This is a genomic window from Ottowia pentelensis (genome assembly GCF_964341695.1).
In genome coordinates this window covers 1243379-1264943 of sequence record NZ_OZ224513.1, presented here as the reverse complement: position 1 = coordinate 1264943, position 21565 = coordinate 1243379, and the positions used below count along the sequence as shown (strand labels likewise).

The following is a 21565-nucleotide window of genomic DNA, read 5'->3' as shown; positions in this document are numbered from 1 at the left end:
GCATTTTATCATTGGCGCCAAAATGGCGACAACCATGGGAACCACGGATCAAGCCCCTGCCACCCTCCCCTCCCCACTCAAAAACGCCACCCGCACTGCCTGCCCCGGGTGCAGGCGCTCGATGGCGGCGCGGTAGCCGGCCAGCTGGGCTTGCAGGGTTTCGTCGCGCTCGGGCTGCGCGGCGCTCTTGTAGTCCAGCACCCACCAGGCCTCGGGGCCGTGGGCGCCGGCGCGGCGGCGCACCAGGCGGTCGATGCGCAGGCGCTGGCCCTGGTGCACCAGTTCGATTTCGTCGAAGGCCTCCAGCACCTCGGCGGTGGACCAGGCCCAGGCGGCTTCGCCGGTGAAGATGCGGCGCGCCATGGCGGTCGCGTGGGCGGCCTGCTCGGGCGCCAGGGCAAAGCGGCGCTGGGCCTGGGCGGTGCGCTCGGCGCGCCAGCCCTCGGGCGTGTCGCCGGCGTGCTCCAGCAGCCAGTGCATGGCTTCGCCGATGCGCGAGGCGTCGGTGGGAGGGCTGCGCTCGGGCTCGTCCGTCACTTCTGATTTGATAGCTTCCAGCGCTTGTTCCACGCCGGTATTCGGCACTTCAAGCATGAAAAACTCGCCCGGCGGCGCGGTGGCAGCCACGGGCGCCTCGGGCGCGGCGAGAGGAGAGGCGAGCGTTTCGATGCGCTGCCACCAGCTGGATGCGGGCACGCGGTGCGGCACCACGCCGCTCATCACCAGCCGCTGGCGCGCACGGGTCATGCCCACGTACAGGGCGTTGAGTTCCTCGCGCGCCTGGGCGGCGTCTTCCTGCGCTGCCAGCGTCTCCAAACTCGGTGGGGGCTGGCGGTCGTTGGCGACGAAGGCCAGGCGCGCGGGCACGGAGGCGTCGCCAGGCCAGTCGATCAGCACGCCCGGGCCGGAGCGGTGGCTGTCGGCGCCGGCGTCGGTGCCCAGCAGCAGCACGCAGTCGGCCTCCAGGCCCTTGGCGCCGTGCACGGTGAGCAGCTGCACGCTGTCGGGCTGGGCGTGGCGCGGCGCGGGCAGGTGCTGGCGGCGCAGCGCGCGCACCCACTGGTAGGCCGTGAGCGTGCGCCCGCCACCGACCTGCAACGCGCCGGCCAGCAACGCGCGCAGCTGCGCCAGGGTGTGTGCGCGCTCGGGCGCGGGCGCGGCGGCGGCAAAGCGGGCCAGCACGTCGCCGTGCTGGTAGATGGCCTGCAGCGCGTCGTGCGGGGGCAGCGTGGCCAGCCAGTGCTGGTATTGCATCAAATCGGCATGCAGCCGTTGTCCATCAAGCGCGAGCAGCTCTGTATTTGGTAGCACATCGAGCCACGCCGGGCGCGCGTCACCCACGGCGTCGGATGCGCGCACGGTCCGCGCGATGCGCGCCAGGTCGTCGTCGGGCAGGCCGAACAGCGGCGACTTGAGCGCGCGCGCCAGCGACAAGTCGTGCCCCGGCGAGACCAGCGCGTCGACCAGCGCCAGCACGTCTTGCGCGACGGGCAAATCGCCCAGGTTCTGCGCCTGGGGTTGTTCGCAGGCGATGCCCAGGTGGCGCAGCTCGGCCTGCAGCTCGCCCAGCGGCGCGCGCTTGCGGCACAGCACCATGATCTCGTCCGCGGGGGTGCCGGCCGCCACCTGCGCGGCGATCCAGCGCGCGGCCTGGCGCGCCTCCAGCGTGCGCTGATGCTCCTCGGGCTCGACACGCGGCGTGGCCAGGCTGTCGCGCCAGGCCAGCGGGTCGTCGTCCGCGCCGCCCGCGCGCTCGGGGCGCGCGATGAGGGGCAGCGCGGCGACGCGGCCCTGCTCGTCGGTCGATTCGGTGCTGTGCGCGCGGTAGCCGTCGAACTCGCCGGCCGCCTGCGCCGCGCCCATGACGGCGTTGACGGCGGCCAGCACGGCCGGCGCGTTGCGGCGCGTGTGGTCGCAGGCCAGCAGCTCGCCGCCCAGGCCTTGGGCAATGAAGCGCTGCGCGGCGCCGAACACGCGTGGGTCGGCGCCGCGAAAGCGGTAGATGCTTTGCTTGGGGTCGCCGACGATGAAGACGCTGGGCGGCTCCAGCCCGCCGCCCGCGCCGGCGTAGCCCGCCAGCCAGGCGTGCAGCGCCTGCCACTGCAGCGGGTTGGTGTCCTGAAACTCGTCGATCAGCAGGTGACGCACGCGCGCGTCCAGGCGCTGCTGCACGTAGCCGCTGAGAAATTCGTCCGACAGCAGGGTGAGCGCGGCGCGCTCGACGTCGGCCAGGTCGACCCAGCCACGCTCGCGCTTGAGGCGAGCAAAGGCGTCGATGAAGGCGCGCGTCAGGCGCGCCACGCGCTGGTGATGGGCACGGGCCTCGTGCTGGCGGGTGGCGGCCAGCAGGCGCTGCAACTCGGGCTCGGCCTCCTGCGCGGCGGCGAACTTGCGCAGGTGCTGGGTCAGCCGGTCTTCGTTCTTGACGAAAAAGGCATCGCGCAACGCGGCCAGGCGCTGCAGCGGATCGGCCAGCGACTCGAAGGCATCGACCACGGCGGCGGCGGCGGCTTGCGGCGTCTTGTTTTTCTCGACGCCGAGCAGCCGCGCGCGCGCCAGCCAGCGCTCGCGCACGGCGGCGGGCAGCAGCGCATCGGCCGGCTGCGCCTGGTCGGCGAACTCGGGGTACAGCGCGGCGGCCGATGCCACCGCCTCGTCGACATGGCCCACCTCGTCGGCCAGCGCAAACTCCACGCGCCGCGCCAGTGCGCCCTCCAACGCCTGGTGCGCGCGGGTGCGGCCCAGCGCGGCCACCAGGGCGGCGTAGTCGGCGCGCAGGCCGACGTCGGCGTCGATGGTGTCGAGCAGGCCGCGCCAAGCCTCGGCCACGGCGTCGGCGGTGTCTTCCAGCAGCTCGTAGCGGGTGGGCAGGCCCAGGTCGGCCAGCACCTGCAGCGGCGCGCTGCGCAACAGGGCCGCGAACCAGCTGTGGAAGGTGCGGACCTGCACCGTGCGCGCCTGGGCCAGCAGCGTTTGATACAAATGTTGTAGCTGCTCGCGCTGGCCTGGCAAGCGCTGGAGCTCGATTCCTCTTGCAATCAACTCTTTGTCCAGCACCTCGGGCGCGGCCTGCGCGAATTCGGCCAGCCACTGCTGCAGGCGCTGGCGCATCTCACCGGCGGCCTTGCGGGTGAAGGTGATGGCCAATATCTCTTGCGGCGCGGCGCCGTCCAGCAGCGCGCGCAGGATGCGCGACACCAGCATCCAGGTCTTGCCCGCGCCGGCGCAGGCTTCCACCGCCACGTGGCGGCGCGGGTCGCAGGCGATGGCGTAGAACGCATCCCGCGTGCAGGGCTGGTCGTTGTGTTCGTAGGCGGGCGTCGTCATGACCAGAAGTCCCTGCGGCACAGACCGCGCGCCGCGCACCAGTCGCACACGCTGCCCTCGCCCAACGGGCGCAGCGGGTGGCCGGCGGCGATGCGGGCCAGGTCGTCCTCGATGCCCTGGTGCAGCGCGGCGGCGTGCTCCAGCAGCTGCGCCGACGCATACAGCCTGGCGGGCTCGCGCTCGCCCACGTTCAGGTAGGCGGCCTGCGGTGCGTCATGGCCGGTCAGCAGGGCGTAGAAGGGCAATTGCGTGTCCTCGCTGCCGGTCTTCAGGCGCGCCTGGGTGCGCGCGGGGCTTTCGGTCTTGTAGTCGATCACCAGCGGCGCGCCGTCCGGCAGGCGGTCCACGCGGTCGAAGGTGCCCAGCAGCGCCACCTCGCCCACCTGGCGGCGCACGCCTTGCTCGCCTTCCTCGAACACGGCGCCGGTGGCGGCCTCGTGCCCGGCCAACCAGTCCAGATAGCCATCACGCACAGCCGGCCAGGCGACGGCGAAGGGCAGGAAAGCCCCGCCCTGCAAGCCCAGCGCCTGCATGGCCTGCTCTGCGGCAGCGTCCAGCAGGGCCGCGCGCACGGCAGCCGGGTCGGCCTGCAGCGCCCGATGAAAGCGGTGCAGCACCTCGTGCAGCCAGATGCCGAAGTCGCGCTTGTCGACCTCGGCTTCCAATTCACCCTCTTCGGCCAGCCCCAGCTGGCGCAGGGCAAAGAATCGGTACGGGCAGGCGCGCAGCATCTCGTAGCTGCTGGCCGACAGCGGCTGCGTGGGCAGCGCGGCGCCACTCGGCGCAGGCACCGCCACGGGCTTGGCAATCAGCGCGCGGCGGGCGCGCGGATCGACGCCTTCGCTACTCTGCCCCTGCAGCCGCAGCGCCTGCACCCAGGGCGAGGGCAGCAGCGGCTCGCCGCTGTCGTCGCTGGTGCGCCACAGCACGTCGATCTGCGGCACGGCCAGCGCGACGCGCCAGGCCGCCGCCTGCGCCGCCGCCAGCTGCTCGCGCAGCGGCAGGTGCAATGCCTGGCGCTGGGCGGCGGTCCAGGGGCCGGGCGGCTCGGGCGCGGCGGGCAGGCGCTGCTCGTCGGCGCCGGGCAACACCAGGGCGACAAACGGGCGGCCCAGCAGCTGGCTGAGCGGCAGCACCACCACCGGTGCATTGGGCGGGTGCGGCGGGCGAAAGCTGGCGGCCTCCAGCGTGTCGCCGACCCAGCGCGTGAACTCGCGCAGGCCCAGGCGCCGCCGGGCCGCGGGCCAGGCCAGCCAGTCGGTGTCGGCGCCGGGCGCCAGGCTCAGCGCATCGGCCACGGCGGCGCCGGCGGCGTCGTCTAGCAGCGGCTGCCAGGCGCCCCACGCGGCCAGCGCCTCGCGCAGGGCGGCCAGCCAGTCGGCCAGCGGGCGCGGCGCCTGCAGCGCGGCGCGCAGTGCCTCGACCCGATGGGTCAGCGGCTGGCCGGCGGTGCGCGCACTGGCCTCCAGCCAGTCGCGCACGCCGTCCCGGCGCAGTTGACGCTCCAGCGTGCGCAGGGCGGCGGCGTCCGCGTCGGGCGCCAGCTTGAGCCAGTCCAGCACCGCGTCGGTGGACGCACCCCGCGCCGCCGCGCGCAGCAGCGCCACCAGCCGCGCGGCGGCATGGGTGGTGGACAGCGTCCAGCCCGTCTCGTCGCGCAGCGGCACGCCGCGTGCGGCCAGCAGCGCGCTGATGCGGCGCGTGAGCACGCGGTCGCCGGCCACCAGGGCCACCGGCGCGCGGCCCTGGGCCAGGTGTGCCAGCACGCAGGCGGCGGCGCGCTCGGCCTCGTCCTCGCCGTCGGCGCACACGTGCAGCGCCGGCGTGGCGCCGGGCGGGTCGGCCGGCAGGGCAAGCCAGGTCGCCTTGTCGGCGTAATGCTCCGCCAGGTGGGCGGTCAGCAGATCGGGTTGCAGGCCGGGCACGATGACAAGCGCGTCCAGCGTCTGGCCCACGCGCGGGCCGAACAGCACGTCGGTGGCGTAGTCGGAGCTGCCGGCCCAGGCCAGCGCGATGCGGCCCAGCGCAGCCTCCAGCGCCATCGGGCCCTCGCCCAGCGGCGGCAGCGCGGCGCGCGCCTGCTGCGCCCAGTCGGGACGCAGCGCGGGCGGCAGGCTGGCGGCCACCGGCGCCAGCGGCGCCGCCCACTCCAGCAGCAGGCCAGCCAGCGCCTGGCGCTGGGCGCCCAGGCCGGCAGCCTCCAGCAGGCCGGCGGCGGTGAGCCAGTCGCGCCCATGCTCGCCGCTGAGGTCGGTGGGCGCGGGGCTGAACATGCCCACGCGCGCTGCCCAGGTGCGCGTGCTTTCAAAGCGCGGCGCGTAGCCGTCGGGATACTGCGCCGCCCACAGCCGCGCCGCCAGCGGCGCCAGTTGGGCATAGGGCAGCAGCACCACGGAGCGCGCCGGATGCGCGGCCTGCTCGTGCAGGCTGGCGTGCACGCGGGCCAGCAAATCGGCCCAGTTGGAGGGGGTGGGCGCCTGATTCGTCACGCTGGGGGCAAGCATCGGCGCGTCAGTGGATATGGGTTTCTGTCACAATGACCCGCACTGTAGCCGCAGCGTCGGCGCCCACTTTTCTCAAGGATTGCCTCATGGCCAGCGACCTGATCAAACACGTGAGTGATACCTCTTTCGAAGCCGACGTGCTGAAGTCGGACAAACCCGTCCTGGTGGACTTCTGGGCCGAATGGTGCGGCCCCTGCAAGGCCATCGCGCCTTCGCTGGACGAGCTGGCCGGCACCTACGACGGCAAGCTGACGGTGGCCAAGGTCAACGTCGACGACAACCAGAACATCCCGGCCAAGTACGGCATTCGCGGCATCCCGACGCTGATGGTGTTCAAGAACGGCCAGTTGGCCGCCACCAAGGTGGGCGCGCTGTCCAAGGCGCAGCTGGCGCAGTTCATCGACCAGCAACTGGCCTGAATTTGGCGCAGTCTCGACTGCGCAACAGCCCACGCCGCGCCGCTCGCGCGGCGTTTTGTTTTCCTGCCATAATCTGCCCCTGAGACCGGCGTTCAGGTAAGCGCCGGCCGGTGTCCTGCAACCCAGGTGCACCTGCAGCAATGCCCCATGCGGGCCTTGCCCGCCTCCCCAAATCCATCCGCTTTCTTTCCCGTCATCGCACGGTCTGGCTCGGCCCACCCGCGCGCCCACACGCACCGACCACATTTCCCATGCATCTGAACGAACTCAAAGTGCTGCACGTCTCCGAACTGCTCAAGCAGGCCGAGGCGCTGGAAATCGACAACGCCAGCCGCATGCGCAAGCAGGAGCTGATGTTCGCCCTGATCAAGAAGCGCGCCAAGGCCGGCGAGCAGGTGTTTGCCGACGGCGTGCTGGAGATCCTGCCCGACGGCTTCGGCTTTCTGCGCAACCCCGACACCAGCTACACCGCCAGCACCGACGACATCTACATCAGCCCCAGCCAGGTGCGCCGCTTCAACCTGCACACCGGCGACATGATCGAGGGCGAGGTGCGCATCCCCAAGGACGGCGAGCGCTACTTTGCGCTGACCAAGCTGGACATGGTCAACGGCGACGCGCCCGAGAAGAACAAGCACAAGGTGATGTTCGAGAACCTGACGCCGCTGTTTCCGCGCGAGCAGATGCGCCTGGAGCGCGACGCCTTCAAGGGCGAGGAGAACATCACCGGCCGCATCATCGACGTCATCGCCCCCATCGGCAAGGGCCAGCGCGCGCTGATCGTGGCGCCGCCCAAGAGCGGCAAGACGGTGATGATGCAGACCATCGCCCACGCCATCGCCGCCAACCACCCCGACATCCACATGATGGTGCTGCTGATCGATGAGCGGCCCGAAGAGGTGACCGACATGCAGCGCTCGGTCAAGGCCGAGGTGATCGCCTCGACCTTCGACGAGCCGGCGGCGCGCCATGTGCACGTGGCCGAGATGGTGATCGAGCGCGCCAAGCGCCTGGTCGAGCTGAAGAAGGACGTGGTGATCCTGCTGGACTCGATCACCCGCCTGGCGCGCGCCTACAACAACGTCGTGCCCTCCAGCGGCAAGGTGCTGACCGGTGGCGTCGACAGCAACGCCCTGCAGCGGCCCAAGCGCTTTCTGGGCGCGGCGCGCAACGTCGAAGAAGGCGGCAGCCTGACCATCATCGCCACCGCGCTGATCGACACCGGCAGCCGCATGGACGAGGTGATCTTCGAAGAGTTCAAGGGCACGGGCAACAGCGAGATCCACCTGGACCGCCGCCTGTACGAGAAGCGCGTGTTCCCCTCGATTCAGCTCAACCGCTCGGGCACCCGCCGCGAGGAACTGCTGCTGGCGCCCGAGGTGCTGCAAAAGACCCGCATCCTGCGCCAGTTCATGTACAACATGGACGAGATCGAGGCGATGGAGATGGTCATCAAGAGCATGAAGGCGACCAAGACCAACGTCGAGTTCTTCGACATGATGCGCCGCGGCGGGTAAGCCGCGGCAGCACGACTGGGGCGCCGCGGGCTTACGAGGCCGTCGCCGGCCTCTTGCCGTAGGCGCTGCCGCCGGGGTTGTCGATGGTCGAGTGCTCGCGGTTGTCGTGCATGAACAGCACGGCGATCAGCCCGAACACCGCGACGACCGTCACGTACCACGGGAACACCTCGCCAAAGCCGTGCTGCTTCATGAACAGCGCGACGTATTCGGCCGAGCCGCCGAACAGCGAATTGCCGATCGCGTAGGTGAAGCCCACGCCCAGCCCGCGGATGTAGGCCGGGAACATCTCCGCCTTCACGATGCCCGAGATCGAGGTGTAGAAGCTCAGGAAGAACATCGCCAGGATGATCAGGAGGCCCGCGTCGAACAGCGAGGTCTGCCTGCCGATGGCGTTCAGCACCGGCACCGGCAGCACGATCATGGCGACGGCGAAGATCAGCATGCTGTTCTTGCGCCCGATCTTGTCCGAAATGGCGCCGATCACCGGTTGCATCAGCATGAAGACGAACAGGCACACGGTCATCGTGTCAGCCACGTCGCCCTTGGAAAAGCCGCCGGTGTTGATCAGATACTTTTGCATGTAGGTGCTGAAGGTGTAGAAGGTCAGCGAGCCGATGCAGGTGATGCCGAACACCACCCAGAACGAGCGCTGGTGGTGCCAGACCTCCCTGAAGGTACCGGCGCCCTCGTGATGGCGGTCCGATTTCGAAGTGGTCTCGGTCAGGCCCGAACGCAGCCACAGCGACACCAGCGCCGCCACCGCGCCGATGACGAAGGGCAGGCGCCACCAGCCGGCGGTGATCTGGTCGCCGCCCAGGGTGTGGGTCATGATCACGGCCAGCAGGCTGGCCAGCAGCTGGCCGCCGATCAGCGTCACGTACTGGAACGACGAGAAAAAGCCGCGTCGGCCGGGTTGCGCGATCTCGGACATGTAGGTCGCGGTCGAGCCGTATTCGCCGCCGACGGCGATGCCCTGGATGCAGCGCACCAGCAGCAGCAACACGGGCGCCCAAGCGCCCACGGTGGCGGCGGTCGGCAGCGCCGCCAGGCACAGCGAGCCGAAGCCCATCATCAGGATCGACACCACCATGGCGTCCTTGCGCCCGAAGCGGTCCGATATGCGCCCGAAAATGTAGCCGCCCACCGGGCGCATCAGAAAGCCGATGAAAAACACCCCGGCCGCCTGCATGAAGGCGCCGGTCTGGCCGGTGCCGGTGAAAAACTGCTCGGCAAAGTAGACGCTGAAGAAGGCGTAGATGTAGAAGTCGAACCACTCGACCAGATTGCCACTGGAGGCCTTGACGATGGCCCAGACGGTCTCTCGGGTGGAGAGCTGGCCCATGATCGGGGCCGGCGCCCCGGTGGGTGCCGGCGCCGCTGCGGCATTCGCCATGACGAGACCTCTTTCCTTGCCTTGATGCCGGCAAATACTACTCCGCCGCCGGCCCGCGCGTCAGCCCGGTTGCGCGCGCCAAGACCCATTCGCCGCACGGGCAACACCGCCCTTGGCGTCCATACCCGGTACCGATATAATGGGCGGTTTTTTCGGCAAGTACGTCGGATGGGCCGGCGCGGCTACCGCAGCGAACCCCCAAGGATTTCATCATGCGTGAAGGCATTCACCCCGCGTACCGCGAAGTGTGCTTCGTGGACCTGTCCAACGGCTTCAAGTTCGTCACCCGCTCGTGCGTCAACACCAAGGAAACGGTGAAGATGGACGACGGCCGCGAGCTGCCCCTGTTCAAGCTGGACACCTCCAGCGAGTCGCACCCCTTCTACACCGGCACGCAGAAATCGGTGGACAACCTGGGCGGGCGCGTCGAGAAGTTCCGCAACCGCTACGGCAAGGTGGCCCGCTAAAATCGCGCGGCGCCTTTTCCGGCTCTCGAAGGGCAGCACGGGCAACCGCGCTGCCCTTTTTCTTTCCTTGATCCGCCTGCCTTGAACGAACCCAGCCCCGCCATCGTCGCCCAGGACGCCGTGCGCCGCCTGCCGCGCTGGGCGCTGCTGCTGCTGTGCCTGGCCTACGTCGTGCCGGGCTATGTCGGGCGCGACCCCTGGAAGAGCGCCGACCTGGCGGCCTTCGGCATCATGCGCGAGCTGGCGGGCGAAAGCGCGTGGTCCGCCTGGTGGCAACCCAGCCTGATGGGCCTGGCGCCCGACACCCCCGCCCTGCTGCCCTACTGGCTGGGCGCCTGGGCATTGCAATGGGCGCCGGCCTGGGTGGCGCCGGACTTCGCGGTGCGCCTGCCCTTCATGGCGATGCTGGCCGGCACCTTGGCCGTGACCTGGTACGCGGTGTACGACCTGGCGCGCCATGCCGGTGCGCAGCCCGTGGCCTTTGCCTTCGGCGGCGAGGCACGCGCCACCGACTACGCCCGCGCGCTGGCCGATGGCGGCCTGCTGGCGCTGATCGCCACGCTGGGGCTGGCGCAGTTCTCGCACGAGACCACGCCGGCGCTGGGGCAGCTGTTCTTCTCGACCCTGGTGTTCGGCGGCCTGGCCGGCCTGCCGTTTCGCCCGCGTGCCGCCCCGGTGGCGCTGCTGATCGGCCTGCCCGGCCTGGTGCTCAGTGGCGCGCCGTCGATCGCGCTGATCTTTGGTGTCGTGGCCACGCTGGGCCTGCTGCGCCCCTCGGCCGATCACCTGCCGCCCGCGCTGCGTCGGCGCGCCGGCTTGGTGCTGGGCGTGGCCACACTGGCCAGCGCCGTGCTGGCGTGGTTCAGCGGGCTGCTCAGCTGGCAGCTGGCCGTGCCGGGCTCGGGCTGGGGCAACCCGCGCGCCCTGAGCCAGCTGCTGCTGTGGTTTACCTGGCCGGCCTGGCCGCTGGTGCTGTGGGCGCTGTGGCGCTGGCGCGGACAACTGGGCCAGCTGGGGCGCCAGCGCCATCTGGGCCTGCCGCTGCTGATCGCCGGCGTGCCGGTGGCCTGCACCGTCGCCACGCCCGCGGGCGACCGCGCCCTGCTGCTGGCCCTGCCCGGCATGGCCTGCCTGGCCGCGCTGGCGCTGCCCACCTTCAAGCGCAGCGCGGCGGCGCTGATCGACTGGTTCACGGTGCTGTTCTTCAGCGCCTGGACCCTGGTCATCTGGGTGGTGTGGATCTCGATGCAGACCGGGGTGCCCGCGCAGCCGGCCGCCAACGTGGCGCGGCTGGCACCGGGCTTTCAGCCGAGCTTTCAGTGGTTGGCGTTCATCGCCGCGCTGGCGGCCACCATGGCCTGGATCGCGTTGGCGCGCTGGCGCACCGGGCGCCATCGCACCGCACTGTGGAAAAGCCTGGTGCTGCCCGCGGCCGGCGCCACGCTGTGCTGGCTGCTCCTGATGACGCTGTGGCTGCCGGCCCTGAACTACGCGCGCAGCTACGCGCCGCAGATGCGGCAGGTGCGCCAGCTGGTGGGCGAGGCGCCCTGCGTGCAAGTGCATGGCCTGTCGGTGGCGCAGGTGGCCGCCGTGCGCTTTCATGGCGGCTGGGACACGCTGCCGGCGCGCAGCCTGGCCAGCTGCCCTTGGCTGCTGGTGGACGTGGACGCCACCGCCAGCCTGCCGGCCATCGTGTCGATGTCGCACTGGCGCCTGGTGGGCGAGGTGCGCCGCCCGACCACCAAGGACGAAGACCTGCTGGTGTACCGGCGCGTCGGCGCGCCCTGACGGGCGCGGCGCCGGGCGCGCCGTTCAGGCCGCGGGCGCCTGCAGGTACGCGCGCCGCAACTGCTCGCGCGCGGCGCTGCCCACCCCCAGTTGCCGGGCCAAGTAGGCGTCCAGGCCGCCAAACTCCTCGTCCACCGTCTGCAGCGCGGCGTCCAGGAACGGGCCCTGCACGCGCCACAGCACCTCGCGCACCTCCTGCGCGACGCGCGGGTCGCGGGCGGCGGGCATGCGGTAGTGCTCGTTGGTGAGCAGGTAGTCGTGCATCACTTCGCCGCGCGGCACACCCAGCGCCAGCAGGATCAGCGCGGCGGCGTAGCCCGTGCGGTCCTTGCCAGCGGTGCAGTGGAACACCAGCGGCTCGTCGCTGCGCAGCAGCTGCGCGAACAGCTCGGCAAAGCGCGGCGCGTTGTGGCGCACGAAATTGCGGTAGGTCAGGCACATCAGCTCGACCGTGCGCTGGGCCGTGAGCGCCTCGCCGGCCGCCAGGATGCTCTGCATGCCCTGCACCACCGTGGGCTCGATGGGCAGCGGGTGCTGCACCACGCCGGGCAACTGGTAGGCGGCGGCGGCACGCTCGCTGCCTCCGCGAAAGTCCAGCGCGCGCGAGACACCCAGCGAGGCCAGCACCTGCGCGTCGTCGACCGTGAGCGCCGCCAGGTGGTCCGAACGGAACAGGCGGCGCCAGCGCACCACGCGCCCGTCGTCCGTGCGGTAGCCGCCCAAGTCGCGGAAATTGCTGGCGCCGGACAGGTGCAGGGAGCGGTCGGGAGACGGGGTCATGGGCAGGGCAGTGGCAAGCAGGTCAACCAAGTATTGTCGGACAGGCCGCCGTGACCCCGTGTCGCCCACGGGGCTGAAACCTCAGTCAACGAGCACTTTGCCACGCAGCGAATGCGGCAGGGCCTCGGTGATGGTCACGTCCAGCATCTGCCCGACCAGGCGCGCGCCCTGGGGGCCGCCGTCGAAGTTGACGATGCGGTTGCACTCGGTGCGGCCCATCAGCTCGCTCGGGTTCTTGCGCGAGGGCCCCTCGACCAGCAGGCGCTGCACGGTGCCGACGCGGCTGGCGCTGATCGCGCGCACGTTGCGCTCCACCACCGCCTGCAGGTGCTGCAGGCGCGCCAGCTTCACCTCGTGCGGCGTGCGGTCGGGCAGGTTGGCGGCGGGCGTGCCGGGGCGCGGGCTGTAGATGAAGGAAAAGCTGGCGTCGTAGCCCACGTCCTCGATCAGCTTCATGAGCTGGGCAAAGTCGTCCTCGGTCTCGCTGGGAAAGCCGACGATGAAGTCGCTGGACAGGCTGATGCCCGGCCGCACCGCGCGCAGGCGGCGGATGATGCTCTTGTATTCGAGCGCCGTGTAACCGCGCTTCATCAGCGACAGGATGCGGTCGGAGCCATGCTGCACCGGCAGGTGCAAATGACTGACGAGTTTGTCGACTTTGCCGTAGACGTCGATCAGCGCCGGCGTGAACTCGTTGGGGTGGCTGGTGGTGTAGCGGATGCGTTCGATGCCGGGGATTTCGGCCACGTATTCGATCAGGGTGGCGAAGTCCGCGATCTCAGCCGTGTCACCCATCCTGCCGCGATAGGCGTTGACGTTCTGCCCCAGCAAGGTGACCTCGCGCACGCCCTGGTCGGCCAGGCCGGCGACCTCGGTCAGCACGTCGTCGAAGGGACGGCTGAACTCCTCGCCGCGCGTGTAGGGCACCACGCAGTAGCTACAGTATTTGGAGCAGCCCTCCATGATCGAGACGAAGGCCGTCACGCCCTCCACGCGCGCCGGCGGCAGGCAGTCGAACTTCTCGATCTCGGGAAAGCTGATGTCCACCTGGGGCGCCCGGGTGCGCCGGCGCTCGGCCAGCAGCTCGGGCAGGCGGTGCAGGGTCTGCGGGCCGAACACCACGTCCACGTAGGGCGCGCGCTTGATGATTTCCTCGCCCTCCTGGCTGGCCACGCAGCCGCCCACGCCGATCAGCACGCCCTTGTCCTTCAGGTGCTTGACGCGGCCCAGGTCGGAAAACACCTTTTCCTGTGCCTTCTCGCGCACCGAGCAGGTGTTGAACAGGATCAGGTCGGCCGCCTCGGGGTCGTCGGTGGCCTCGTAGCCGTCGGCGGCGGCCAACACGTCGGCCATCTTGGCCGAGTCGTAGTCGTTCATCTGGCAGCCGAAGGTCTTGATGAAGAGTTTGCGCGTCATGGTGGGTGGCAAGAAATGCAAGGCGAGCGGCCGGCGGGGCGCCGGCCGGAAGAACCGCGGGCCGTGGGCCGGCCGTCAGTTGATGTAGTCGGGCTCGGGCCGGGCGCTGCCGGCCTGCGCACCCTGCACGGGCCGCGCGATCTCGGCCGGCGTCAGAATCCAGATCTCGCGCACCATGCCGGCGGCATCGCGCTGGTAATTGACGACGAAGCTCTTGCCGCGCAGCGTGCCGGTGAGCGCCACGCGGTTGTGCGCGTCGCGCACGCGCACGCCGGGCCCCAGGCGTTCGGTCTTGCCGTCGAGCTCGACCACGGGCGGCGCCGTGAAGGTGATGCCGCCGCGCTGCACCTTGGCCGGGAACAGGCGCTGCATCTGGGCCTGGGCGGCCAGCGGCAGCATGCCGGCCAAAGCCAGCGCGGCGCCTAGGGCCAACCGGCGTGGCTGGGAGAGGGGTTTCGAGCAGCGGTTCATGGTGTCTGTCCAGAGGCTGTGAAAGCAAACGTCAAACCGGGCATTTTACGGGCTGCCTCGCCCGCCCGGCGGCCCCGGAGGGCGCCGCAAAGCCCGCAGCGCCAGTGCTGGCACCGCCCGACGATGGGCAAAGCCGATAAAGTTGCATAAAATCTGCATATTTAAAACGCCCCGCTCCCCAACGTTCATGGCTGCACTCCCCGAAGCCTCCGGCCTGCCCATCGCCAGCGAGGAAAAAACCCAGGCGCCGGCGCTGACGCAGGCGCTGGCACGCCCCTACCAGCACGGCTTCGTCACCGACGTCGAGTCCGATTCGCTGCCGCCGGGCCTCGACGAGGACACCATCCGCGCCATCTCGCGCATCAAGAAGGAGCCCGAGTTCCTGCTGAAGTGGCGCCTGGCCGCGCTGGAGCGCTTCTTCAAGATGGAAGAGCCCGACTGGGCCTACCTGCGCATGCAGCCCATCGACCTGCAGTCGCTGTCCTACTACTCGGCGCCCAAGTCAATGCAGAACGCGCCCAAGAGCCTGGACGAGGTCGACCCCAAGCTGCTGGAGACCTACGAAAAGCTCAACGTGCCGCTGCACGAGCGCGCGCGCCTGGCCGGCGTGGCCGTGGACGCGGTGTTCGACTCGGTCTCGGTGGGCACCACCTTTCGCAAGCAGCTGGCCGACGTCGGCGTGATCTTCTGCTCGTTCTCGCACGCGGTGCAAAACCACCCCGAGCTGGTCGAAAAGTACATGGGCACCGTGGTGCCGCAGGGCGACAACTACTACGCCGCGCTCAACTCGGCGGTGTTCTCCGACGGCTCCTTCGTCTACATCCCCAAGGGCGTGAAGTGCCCGATGGAGCTGTCCTCGTACTTCCGCATCAACGCCGCCAACACCGGCCAGTTCGAGCGCACGCTGATCATCGCCGAAGAGGGCAGCACCGTCAGCTACCTCGAAGGCTGCACCGCGCCGCAGCGCGACGAGAACCAGCTGCACGCGGCGGTGGTCGAGCTGATCGCGCACGACGACGCCTTCATCAAGTACTCGACGGTGCAAAACTGGTACCCCGGCGACGAGAACGGCGTGGGCGGCATCTACAACCTGGTGACCAAGCGCGGCCTGTGTGCGGGCAAGCGCTCGCGCATCGCCTGGACGCAGATCGAGACCGGCTCGGCCGTCACCTGGAAGTACCCCAGCGTGATCCTGCGCGGCGACGACTCCAACGGCGAGTTCCACTCGATTGCCGTGTCCAACCACTTCCAGCAGGCGGACACCGGCACCAAGATGATCCACATCGGCAAGAACACATCGAGCCGCATCGTCTCCAAGGGCATCAGCGCCGGCAACGCGCAAAACAGCTACCGCGGCCAGGTGCGCATCAACCCCGGCGCCGCGGGCGCGCGCAACCACACGCAGTGCGACTCGCTGCTGATCGGCCCCGACTGCGGCGCCCACACCTTCCCGTACATCGACGTGGCGCGCAGCGACGCGGTGGTCGAGCACGAGGCCACCACCACTCGCATCAGCGAGGAGCGCCTGTTCTATTGCCAGCAGCGCGGCATCGACCCGCAGGAGGCCACGGGCCTGATCGTGGGCGGCTTTTGCCAGGCCGTGATCGAGGAGCTGCCGATGGAATTCGCGCTCGAGGCCAAGGCCCTGCTGGCCGTGTCGCTGGAAGGCGCCGTCGGCTGATTTGAAAGCAAAAAATGGCTCTGGCGCCCGTGTATCAAGCGCGGGCAGCTATCAAAACAATAGGACTTCTCCCTCATGACCTCTTCCTCTCCCCTGCTGCAAGTGCGTGACCTGCGGGTCGACGTGGGCGAGCGCACCGTGCTGCGCTCGGTCTCGCTGGACGTTCCCGCCGGCGCGCTGGTGGTGCTGATGGGCGCCAACGGCAGCGGCAAGAGCACGCTGGGCATGGCCCTGGCCGGCCACCCCAACTACCAGGTCACCGCCGGCAGCGCCCGCCTGGGCGATGCCGACCTGTTGGGCCTGCCGGCGCACGAGCGCGCCCGCGCCGGCCTGTTCCTGTCCTTCCAGTCGCCGCCCGACGTGCCGGGCGTCAAGAACAACCTGTTCATCCGCACCGCGCTCAACGCCGTGCGCGAGGCGCGCGGGCTGGAGCCGCAGGACGCGTTCGACTTCCTGTCCAGCGCCAAGCAGGGCGCCAAGCAGCTGGGCCTGCCCGAGGCCATGCTGGGCCGCCCGGTCAACGAGGGTTTTTCGGGCGGCGAGCGCAAGCGCAACGAACTGCTGCAGTTGTCGCTGCTGCAGCCGCGCCTGGCCCTGCTCGACGAGATCGACTCGGGCATGGACGTGGACGGCGTGCGCGCCGTGGTCGAGCTCGTGCAGCGCCTGCGCGCGCAGGGCACGGCCTTCATCGTCATCTCGCACTACCTGCAGATGATCGAGCAGCTGCAGCCCGACACCGTGCTGCGGCTGGACCAGGGCTGCATCGCCGAAACCGGCGACATCGAGCTGGCGCGCCGCATCGCCCGCACCGGCTTCGCGCGCGCCGCCGCCACCGCGGAGGCCTGAGCATGGACAGCGCCCGCGCCGACATCCTGGCGGCCGAAAGCCACCTGCAAGCGCACGGCTGGATCGGCCGCCACAACGAATCGTTCCGCCACCTGCCCCCGCCCGACTTGCCGACGTGGCAGGGCCAGCCGGCCACCGACGCCGCCTGCGACGCGCCCCCCCTGGCGGGCACCGGCTGGACGCTGCTGCCCATGGGCCAGACGCCGGCGCATGGCGTCGACGCCCGCTGGCTCGACGCGCTCGACCCGGCGCAGCGTGCCGAGCTGTTCGCCGGCCTGCCCCCGCCGGGCGAAGGCGGCGATGCCGCGCCCTTCGCCTGGGCCCACCGCGCCCTGTGCCGCCAGGGCCTGCGCCTGCGCGTGCAGGGCACGCCCGGCAAGGCGCCCGGCGAGCAGGACACCGTGTGGCTGCAGCTGCGCCACCAGCCGCGCGCGCAGGCCGAGGCGCCGCTGCTGGTGCTGGATGTGGACGAAGGCGTGCGCTGCATGCTGATCGAGTCGCACGAGCACGACCCCGCCGTGTGCGCCCACGGCCTGACGCAAAACCTGCACGTGCACATCCGGCTGGCGCGCGGCGCCCGGCTGCAGCACCTGCGCGTGGCCGCGCCCGGCCCGCAAGACCGCCGCGCCCACGTCGTGCACGCCACGCTGGCGGCCGACGCGCATTACGCCCAGGCGCTGGTCGCCACCGGCGGCAGCTATCACCTGCAGCGCTGCGTGGTTCAGCTGCAGGGCGCGGGCGCCGAGGCGCGCCACGCCGGCCTGCTGCTGGCCGGCGCGCAGGCCATCGACCACCACATCTTCAGCCGCCTGGACGCGCCGCGCACCACCAGCCAGGTCGAGGCCCTGGCCCTGGCCTCGGGCAGCGCCCGCGCGGTGGCCAATGCCTACACCCGCATCGCCGCCGGCAGCGACGACGCCTCGGTGCGCCAGCGCCTGTCGGGCATCGCGCTGGACGGCCAGCCGCGCATGGTGCTGCGCCCGCACCTCGAAATCCTGCACGACCAGGTGCAGGCGGTGCACGGCGCCACCTGGGGCGCGCTGCCGGCCGACGCCCTGTTCTACGCCCGCCAGCGCGGCCTGGACGAGACCACCGCGCGCGCCCTCATCATCGACGGCATGGCGCGCGCCGTGCTGGAGCGCTGCCTGATTGATGCCGACGGCACCCGCCTGCTGACCGAATGGCTGGACAGCGGCTGGCTGCACCAGGCCATCGCCCGCCACCTGACCCTCAAGGAGCCCGCCCATGGGTGAAGCCCACGCCTTCCTGCACGACGGCGCGCTGAACGTGCCGGCCCTGCGCGCGCAGTTTCCGGTGCTGGCGCAGGCGGTGCATGGCGCACCGCTGGCCTACCTGGACAACGGCGCCACCACCCAGATGCCGCTGGCGGTGCTGGAGGCCATGCGCGTCTTCGAGACGCGCGACCGCGCCAACATCCACCGCGGCGTGCACACGCTGAGCCAGCGCGCCACCGACGACTTCGAGGCCGCGCGCGCCGTGCTCAAGCGCTTCATCGGCGCCGGAGCCGAGCACGAGCTGGTCTTCACCTCGGGCACCACCGAGTCGCTCAACCTCGTCGCCCAGGGCCTGTGGCTGGGCGGCGCGGGCAAGGCCTGGCTGCGCGCGGGCGACGAGATCATCGTGAGCGGCCTGGAGCACCACGCCAACCTGATCCCCTGGCAGCAGGCGGCGCAGGCCAGCGGCGCCAGGCTGCTCGTGCTGCGCCCCGACGCCGCAGGCCGCCTGCACACGGCCGATCTGCAGCGCCTGCTGACCGAGCGCACGCGCGTGTTTGCCGTGACGGCCGGGGCCAACGCGACCGGCGAGCGCCCACCCTATGAAGAGATGCTGCTGCTGGCCACGCAAGCCGGCGCGCTCACCGTGCTGGACGCCGCGCAGGCGGCCAGCCACGCCGTGCCCAAGCTGTCCGCCCTGGCCTGCGACTTCATGGCCTTCTCGGGCCACAAGATGTACGGGCCCATGGGCACCGGCGTGCTGGCCGGCCGGCGCGCGGCGCTGGAGCGCCTGCACCCGCTGCGCCTGGGCGGCGACATGGTCGAGTGGGTCAAATACGACAGCGCCTGCTATGCCGCCCTGCCCGCCCGGCTGGAAGGCGGCACGCCCAACGTGGGCGGCGCCGTCGGCCTGGCGGCCGCCGCGCAGTTCATCGACCAGGTGGGGCGCGCAGCCATCGACGCCCACGTGCACGCCCTGCGCGCGCAGGCGGTGGCGGGCCTGGCGGCGATCGAGGGCGTCACCGTGCTGGCGCCGCACGCCACCGATGCGGCCCTGCTGTCCTTCGTGGCGCGCGACGTACACCCGCACGACATCGGCACCCTGCTGGACGAGCAGGGCATTGCCGTGCGCACCGGCCACCACTGCGCCCAGCCGCTGATCGACCACCTGGGCCTGGGGCCCACCACGCGCGCCTCGTTCGCGGTCTACAACACGCCCGAGGAGGTGGAGCGCCTGGTCGCTGGTGTCGCGCGCGCGCTGGAGGTCCTGCGATGAGCAGCGCCGAGAACGATCTCTATCAAGAGGTGGTGCTGGAGCACAAGCGCGCGCCGCGCAACTTCGGCCACCTGCCCCATCCCACGCACCAGGCGCAAGGCACCAACCCCTCGTGCGGCGACCGCATCGCCGTCGAGCTGGACCTGCAGGGCGATCGGGTGGCGGACATCCGTTTCACCGGCCACGCCTGCGCCATCTGCATGGCCTCCACCTCGATGATGACCGAGGCCGTCAAGGGCCGCGACGTCGCCGCCGCCAAGGCCTTGCAGCAGCACTTTCGCGCCGTGCTGACGGGCGAGGAAGAGCCCGAGGAAGCCCCGCTGGGCAAGCTGATCAGCCTGGCCGGCGTGCGCCAGTACCCCAGCCGCATCAAGTGCGCGCTGCTGGGCTGGCACGCGCTGATGCACGCCATCGCACAAGACGGTTCGGGCAGCACCGAGACCGTCATTTCGGACCAGGAGCCCGTTTGATGAGACGCAACCGCGAAACCGTGCTGGTGCGCCGCACGGTGCAGGTCGAGCTGGTGCCCGCGGGCACGCCGGTCGAGCTGGAAGAAGGCACCTGGGCCGAGGTGACGCAGGCGCTGGGCTCGTCCTTCACCCTGCTGGTCGAGGGGCAGCTGGTGCGCCTGCGCGGCAGCGACGCCGACGCCATTGGCAAGACCGACCCGACGCCCGTCATCGACCATGGCGACGTGCAGGCCAGCGACGTCGAGCCCCTGGTGTGGGAGGCGCTGCGCACCTGTTATGACCCCGAGATCCCGATCAACATCGTCGACCTGGGCCTGGTTTACCGCTGCGAGCTGCTGCCCTTTGCCGAGGAAGAGGGCAAGCTGCACGTGGTGATCGACATGACCCTGACGGCCCCCGGCTGCGGCATGGGCGAGGTGATTGCCAACGAGGTCAACGAGAAGGTGCTGAACCTGCCGCGTGTCGAAGAATGCACCGTCAACATCGTGTTCGACCCGCCCTGGGACCGCTCGATGATGACCGAGGAAGCCAAGCTGGCGCTGGGGCTTTGACGCCCCGGCGCGCGCGCCACGAAACCACAAAACCATGGGGGCCGCGGCCCCCATTTGCATGTCCAGGGTCGGCCGGCTTCAACCGTCCTTGCCGTCCAGCCGCGTCTGGGTCAGCCAGGGCACGTAGATCAGCAGGTAGATCAAAAACGCCAGCCCCCACAGGCCCGACGCCAGCAACAGCGCCTGCGTGTAGACCGCCGGCACGGCCGCCGGCAGCAGCACCCGCACTACGGCGGCGGCCAGCACCAGGGCGTAGGCCAGGGTCTCGCCCCACGAGGTCTTCAGCGGCCGCCCGGTGTGCCCGCGCGCGGTGCGCGTGATCATGCCGATGATCAGCCCGCCCACGGCGCCGACGGCAAAGGCGTGCACCGCCAGCGCCTCGGCCACCCAGCCGGCCTGCGCCGCGGCCAGCAGCGCAAAGCCGATCGGCAGCCAAGCATAGGCCCCATGCAAAATCCACAGGATGGGCCGCGTCAGCGTGACCTGCGGCTTCCACATCGCCAGCCGCAGCGCGTGCAGCACGGCCGCCAGCGCGCACAGCAGCCCGACCAGGCCGGCCGGCGCGCCGCACACCCACGCCGCCAGCGCCAGCGCGGTGGCGGCCAGCACGCTCCACTCCAGCGGCCGAGGCACGCTGTTCTTCAGCCCCGGCGTCACGTTGCGGGTGAACACCGGCACCACGCGCCCCGCCATCACGCTGATCACCATCAGGATCAGCGCCAGCCCGGCGTACAGGGGCCTGGCGGCGGGCACCGCCAGCACGCCCATCACGCTCAGGTGAAACACCGCGTTGGCCGCCGCCATCAGCAGCAGCAGCGAGAGCAGCGGAATGTTGCGCCGGTTGCCGGCCTTGACCAGGATGCGCAGCAGCAGCACCGCCACCACGGGCAGCAAGGCGAAGTCCAGCACCGCGAACAACGCGTAGGGCCCCGTCAGCGCCGCCAGGCGCGCCGCCAGCCACAGCACCGCCAGGGCGGCCAGCAGCGGCCCGCGCGGGGTTTCCAGGCCCGTCCAGGCGCGCACCCCGGTCAGCAGAAAGCCGATGATGACGCCGGCCGCAAAGCCGAACACCATCTCGTGGCCATGCCACAGCAGGGCCGGCAGCGCGAACGCGGTGTGGGCATGGCCCAGGAAGACGGCCACCCACAGCGGCACCGACACGCAGGCCAGCAGCGCCGCGCCCAGGTAAAACGGCCGAAAACCGAGCCGAAACAGCGGCCAGCCGCGCAGCGCGGGAGCCGGCGCCGACCCGGCGACGGGGATGGAAGAAGCGGAGCGTTGGTTCATGTAACGGGCGCGAAAAGTGCGCTTGGAGACGGCGCGCAGGCCGAGATGGCTCATTTTTATATAGCGGGGCGTTGGACGCCAGAAGAATCATTTTGAGCACGTGTTCAGTAAGGTTGCTGGACGATCGCCGGCGG

The 21565-nt window shown here is 70.6% G+C and carries 17 protein-coding genes; 10 read left to right on the top strand and 7 right to left on the bottom strand.

The window, feature by feature from the left end:
* Positions 1–48: 48 nt before the first annotated feature.
* Both ACWHMB_RS06075 and ACWHMB_RS06070 read right to left on the bottom strand, forming a co-directional pair.
* Entirely contained in the window at positions 49–3327 is a 3279-nt protein-coding gene (locus ACWHMB_RS06075) for a UvrD-helicase domain-containing protein (protein WP_377483817.1), read from the bottom strand.
* Positions 3324–5831 (bottom strand): PD-(D/E)XK nuclease family protein, encoded by a 2508-nt coding sequence (locus ACWHMB_RS06070; protein ID WP_377483819.1) that lies wholly within the window; start codon positions 5829–5831, stop codon positions 3324–3326. The genes ACWHMB_RS06075 and ACWHMB_RS06070 overlap by 4 nt, the downstream gene beginning before the upstream one ends.
* Positions 5832–5917: 86 nt before the next feature.
* On the opposite strand from ACWHMB_RS06070, the gene trxA reads away from it, so the two are divergent.
* On the top strand, positions 5918–6250 hold the full coding sequence (gene trxA, locus ACWHMB_RS06065) for a thioredoxin TrxA (RefSeq protein ID WP_293220270.1): 333 nt from the start codon (positions 5918–5920) through the stop codon (positions 6248–6250).
* 251 nt (positions 6251–6501) lie between these two features.
* Positions 6502–7767: a transcription termination factor Rho gene (rho, locus tag ACWHMB_RS06060; protein WP_377483821.1), complete on the top strand. Its 1266-nt coding sequence runs from the start codon at positions 6502–6504 to the stop codon at positions 7765–7767.
* Positions 7768–7798: 31 nt separating this feature from the next.
* On the opposite strand, the gene ACWHMB_RS06055 is transcribed toward rho, so the two are convergent.
* Positions 7799–9112 (bottom strand): MFS transporter, encoded by a 1314-nt coding sequence (locus tag ACWHMB_RS06055; RefSeq protein WP_447648690.1) that lies wholly within the window; start codon positions 9110–9112, stop codon positions 7799–7801.
* Positions 9113–9375: 263 nt separating this feature from the next.
* Between ACWHMB_RS06055 and ACWHMB_RS06050 the strand changes: the two genes are divergently transcribed.
* Both ACWHMB_RS06050 and ACWHMB_RS06045 read left to right on the top strand, forming a co-directional pair.
* A complete protein-coding gene (locus ACWHMB_RS06050) occupies positions 9376–9630 on the top strand; it encodes a type B 50S ribosomal protein L31 (protein ID WP_293222071.1) in 255 nt (84 codons plus the stop codon).
* 81 nt (positions 9631–9711) lie between these two features.
* Complete coding sequence (locus ACWHMB_RS06045; RefSeq protein ID WP_293222073.1) at positions 9712–11418, top strand: hypothetical protein; 1707 nt, start codon at positions 9712–9714, stop codon at positions 11416–11418.
* A gap of 24 nt (positions 11419–11442) precedes the next feature.
* Here ACWHMB_RS06045 and ACWHMB_RS06040 read toward each other — a convergent pair whose 3' ends face one another.
* The 3 genes from ACWHMB_RS06040 to ACWHMB_RS06030 all read right to left on the bottom strand — a co-directional run bounded on the left by ACWHMB_RS06040 (position 11443) and on the right by ACWHMB_RS06030 (position 14085).
* On the bottom strand, positions 11443–12198 hold the full coding sequence (locus ACWHMB_RS06040) for a tyrosine-protein phosphatase (protein WP_293222075.1): 756 nt from the start codon (positions 12196–12198) through the stop codon (positions 11443–11445).
* 81 nt (positions 12199–12279) lie between these two features.
* The gene (miaB, locus tag ACWHMB_RS06035) at positions 12280–13614 is read right to left on the bottom strand and encodes a tRNA (N6-isopentenyl adenosine(37)-C2)-methylthiotransferase MiaB (protein WP_377483823.1); all 1335 of its coding nucleotides are present in this window, start codon (positions 13612–13614) and stop codon (positions 12280–12282) included.
* Between the two features lie 75 nt (positions 13615–13689).
* A complete protein-coding gene (locus ACWHMB_RS06030) occupies positions 13690–14085 on the bottom strand; it encodes a hypothetical protein (protein ID WP_377483825.1) in 396 nt (131 codons plus the stop codon).
* Between the two features lie 187 nt (positions 14086–14272).
* Between ACWHMB_RS06030 and sufB the strand changes: the two genes are divergently transcribed.
* The 6 genes from sufB (at position 14273) to sufT (ending at position 20144) form a co-directional block, all read left to right on the top strand.
* Positions 14273–15766, top strand: a complete 1494-nt coding sequence (sufB, locus tag ACWHMB_RS06025; RefSeq protein ID WP_377483827.1) for a Fe-S cluster assembly protein SufB — start codon at positions 14273–14275, stop codon at positions 15764–15766.
* A gap of 75 nt (positions 15767–15841) precedes the next feature.
* Entirely contained in the window at positions 15842–16612 is a 771-nt protein-coding gene (gene sufC / locus ACWHMB_RS06020; protein ID WP_377483829.1) for a Fe-S cluster assembly ATPase SufC, read from the top strand.
* Positions 16613–16614: 2 nt separating this feature from the next.
* Positions 16615–17865: a SufD family Fe-S cluster assembly protein gene (locus ACWHMB_RS06015; protein WP_377483831.1), complete on the top strand. Its 1251-nt coding sequence runs from the start codon at positions 16615–16617 to the stop codon at positions 17863–17865.
* The gene (locus ACWHMB_RS06010) at positions 17858–19123 is read left to right on the top strand and encodes an aminotransferase class V-fold PLP-dependent enzyme (RefSeq protein WP_293225877.1); all 1266 of its coding nucleotides are present in this window, start codon (positions 17858–17860) and stop codon (positions 19121–19123) included. Before ACWHMB_RS06015 ends, ACWHMB_RS06010 begins: the two co-directional genes overlap by 8 nt.
* Entirely contained in the window at positions 19120–19593 is a 474-nt protein-coding gene (gene sufU, locus ACWHMB_RS06005; RefSeq protein WP_293225879.1) for a Fe-S cluster assembly sulfur transfer protein SufU, read from the top strand. The genes ACWHMB_RS06010 and sufU overlap by 4 nt, the downstream gene beginning before the upstream one ends.
* The gene (gene sufT, locus ACWHMB_RS06000) at positions 19593–20144 is read left to right on the top strand and encodes a putative Fe-S cluster assembly protein SufT (protein ID WP_293225881.1); all 552 of its coding nucleotides are present in this window, start codon (positions 19593–19595) and stop codon (positions 20142–20144) included. Before sufU ends, sufT begins: the two co-directional genes overlap by 1 nt.
* 78 nt (positions 20145–20222) lie before the next feature.
* On the opposite strand, the gene ACWHMB_RS05995 is transcribed toward sufT, so the two are convergent.
* On the bottom strand, positions 20223–21431 hold the full coding sequence (locus tag ACWHMB_RS05995) for an NnrS family protein (RefSeq protein WP_293225883.1): 1209 nt from the start codon (positions 21429–21431) through the stop codon (positions 20223–20225).
* Positions 21432–21565: the final 134 nt, after the last annotated feature.

Bases quoted from the DNA above. Each gene is read 5' to 3' on its own strand.
- sufC (WP_377483829.1), top strand. From the start codon at position 15,842: ATGACCTCTTCCTCTCCCCTGCTGCAAGTGCGTGACCTGCGGGTCGAC.
- ACWHMB_RS06015 (WP_377483831.1), top strand. From the start codon at position 16,615: ATGGACAGCGCCCGCGCCGACATCCTGGCGGCCGAAAGCCACCTGCAA.
- sufB (WP_377483827.1), top strand. From the start codon at position 14,273: ATGGCTGCACTCCCCGAAGCCTCCGGCCTGCCCATCGCCAGCGAGGAA.
- ACWHMB_RS06030 (WP_377483825.1), bottom strand. From the start codon at position 14,085: ATGAACCGCTGCTCGAAACCCCTCTCCCAGCCACGCCGGTTGGCCCTA.
- ACWHMB_RS06075 (WP_377483817.1), bottom strand. From the start codon at position 3,327: ATGACGACGCCCGCCTACGAACACAACGACCAGCCCTGCACGCGGGAT.
- ACWHMB_RS06040 (WP_293222075.1), bottom strand. From the start codon at position 12,198: ATGACCCCGTCTCCCGACCGCTCCCTGCACCTGTCCGGCGCCAGCAAT.
- ACWHMB_RS06010 (WP_293225877.1), top strand. From the start codon at position 17,858: ATGGGTGAAGCCCACGCCTTCCTGCACGACGGCGCGCTGAACGTGCCG.
- miaB (WP_377483823.1), bottom strand. From the start codon at position 13,614: ATGACGCGCAAACTCTTCATCAAGACCTTCGGCTGCCAGATGAACGAC.
- ACWHMB_RS06050 (WP_293222071.1), top strand. From the start codon at position 9,376: ATGCGTGAAGGCATTCACCCCGCGTACCGCGAAGTGTGCTTCGTGGAC.
- ACWHMB_RS06055 (WP_447648690.1), bottom strand. From the start codon at position 9,112: ATGGGCCAGCTCTCCACCCGAGAGACCGTCTGGGCCATCGTCAAGGCC.
- sufT (WP_293225881.1), top strand. From the start codon at position 19,593: ATGAGACGCAACCGCGAAACCGTGCTGGTGCGCCGCACGGTGCAGGTC.
- trxA (WP_293220270.1), top strand. From the start codon at position 5,918: ATGGCCAGCGACCTGATCAAACACGTGAGTGATACCTCTTTCGAAGCC.
- ACWHMB_RS06070 (WP_377483819.1), bottom strand. From the start codon at position 5,831: ATGCTTGCCCCCAGCGTGACGAATCAGGCGCCCACCCCCTCCAACTGG.
- sufU (WP_293225879.1), top strand. From the start codon at position 19,120: ATGAGCAGCGCCGAGAACGATCTCTATCAAGAGGTGGTGCTGGAGCAC.
- rho (WP_377483821.1), top strand. From the start codon at position 6,502: ATGCATCTGAACGAACTCAAAGTGCTGCACGTCTCCGAACTGCTCAAG.
- ACWHMB_RS05995 (WP_293225883.1), bottom strand. From the start codon at position 21,431: ATGAACCAACGCTCCGCTTCTTCCATCCCCGTCGCCGGGTCGGCGCCG.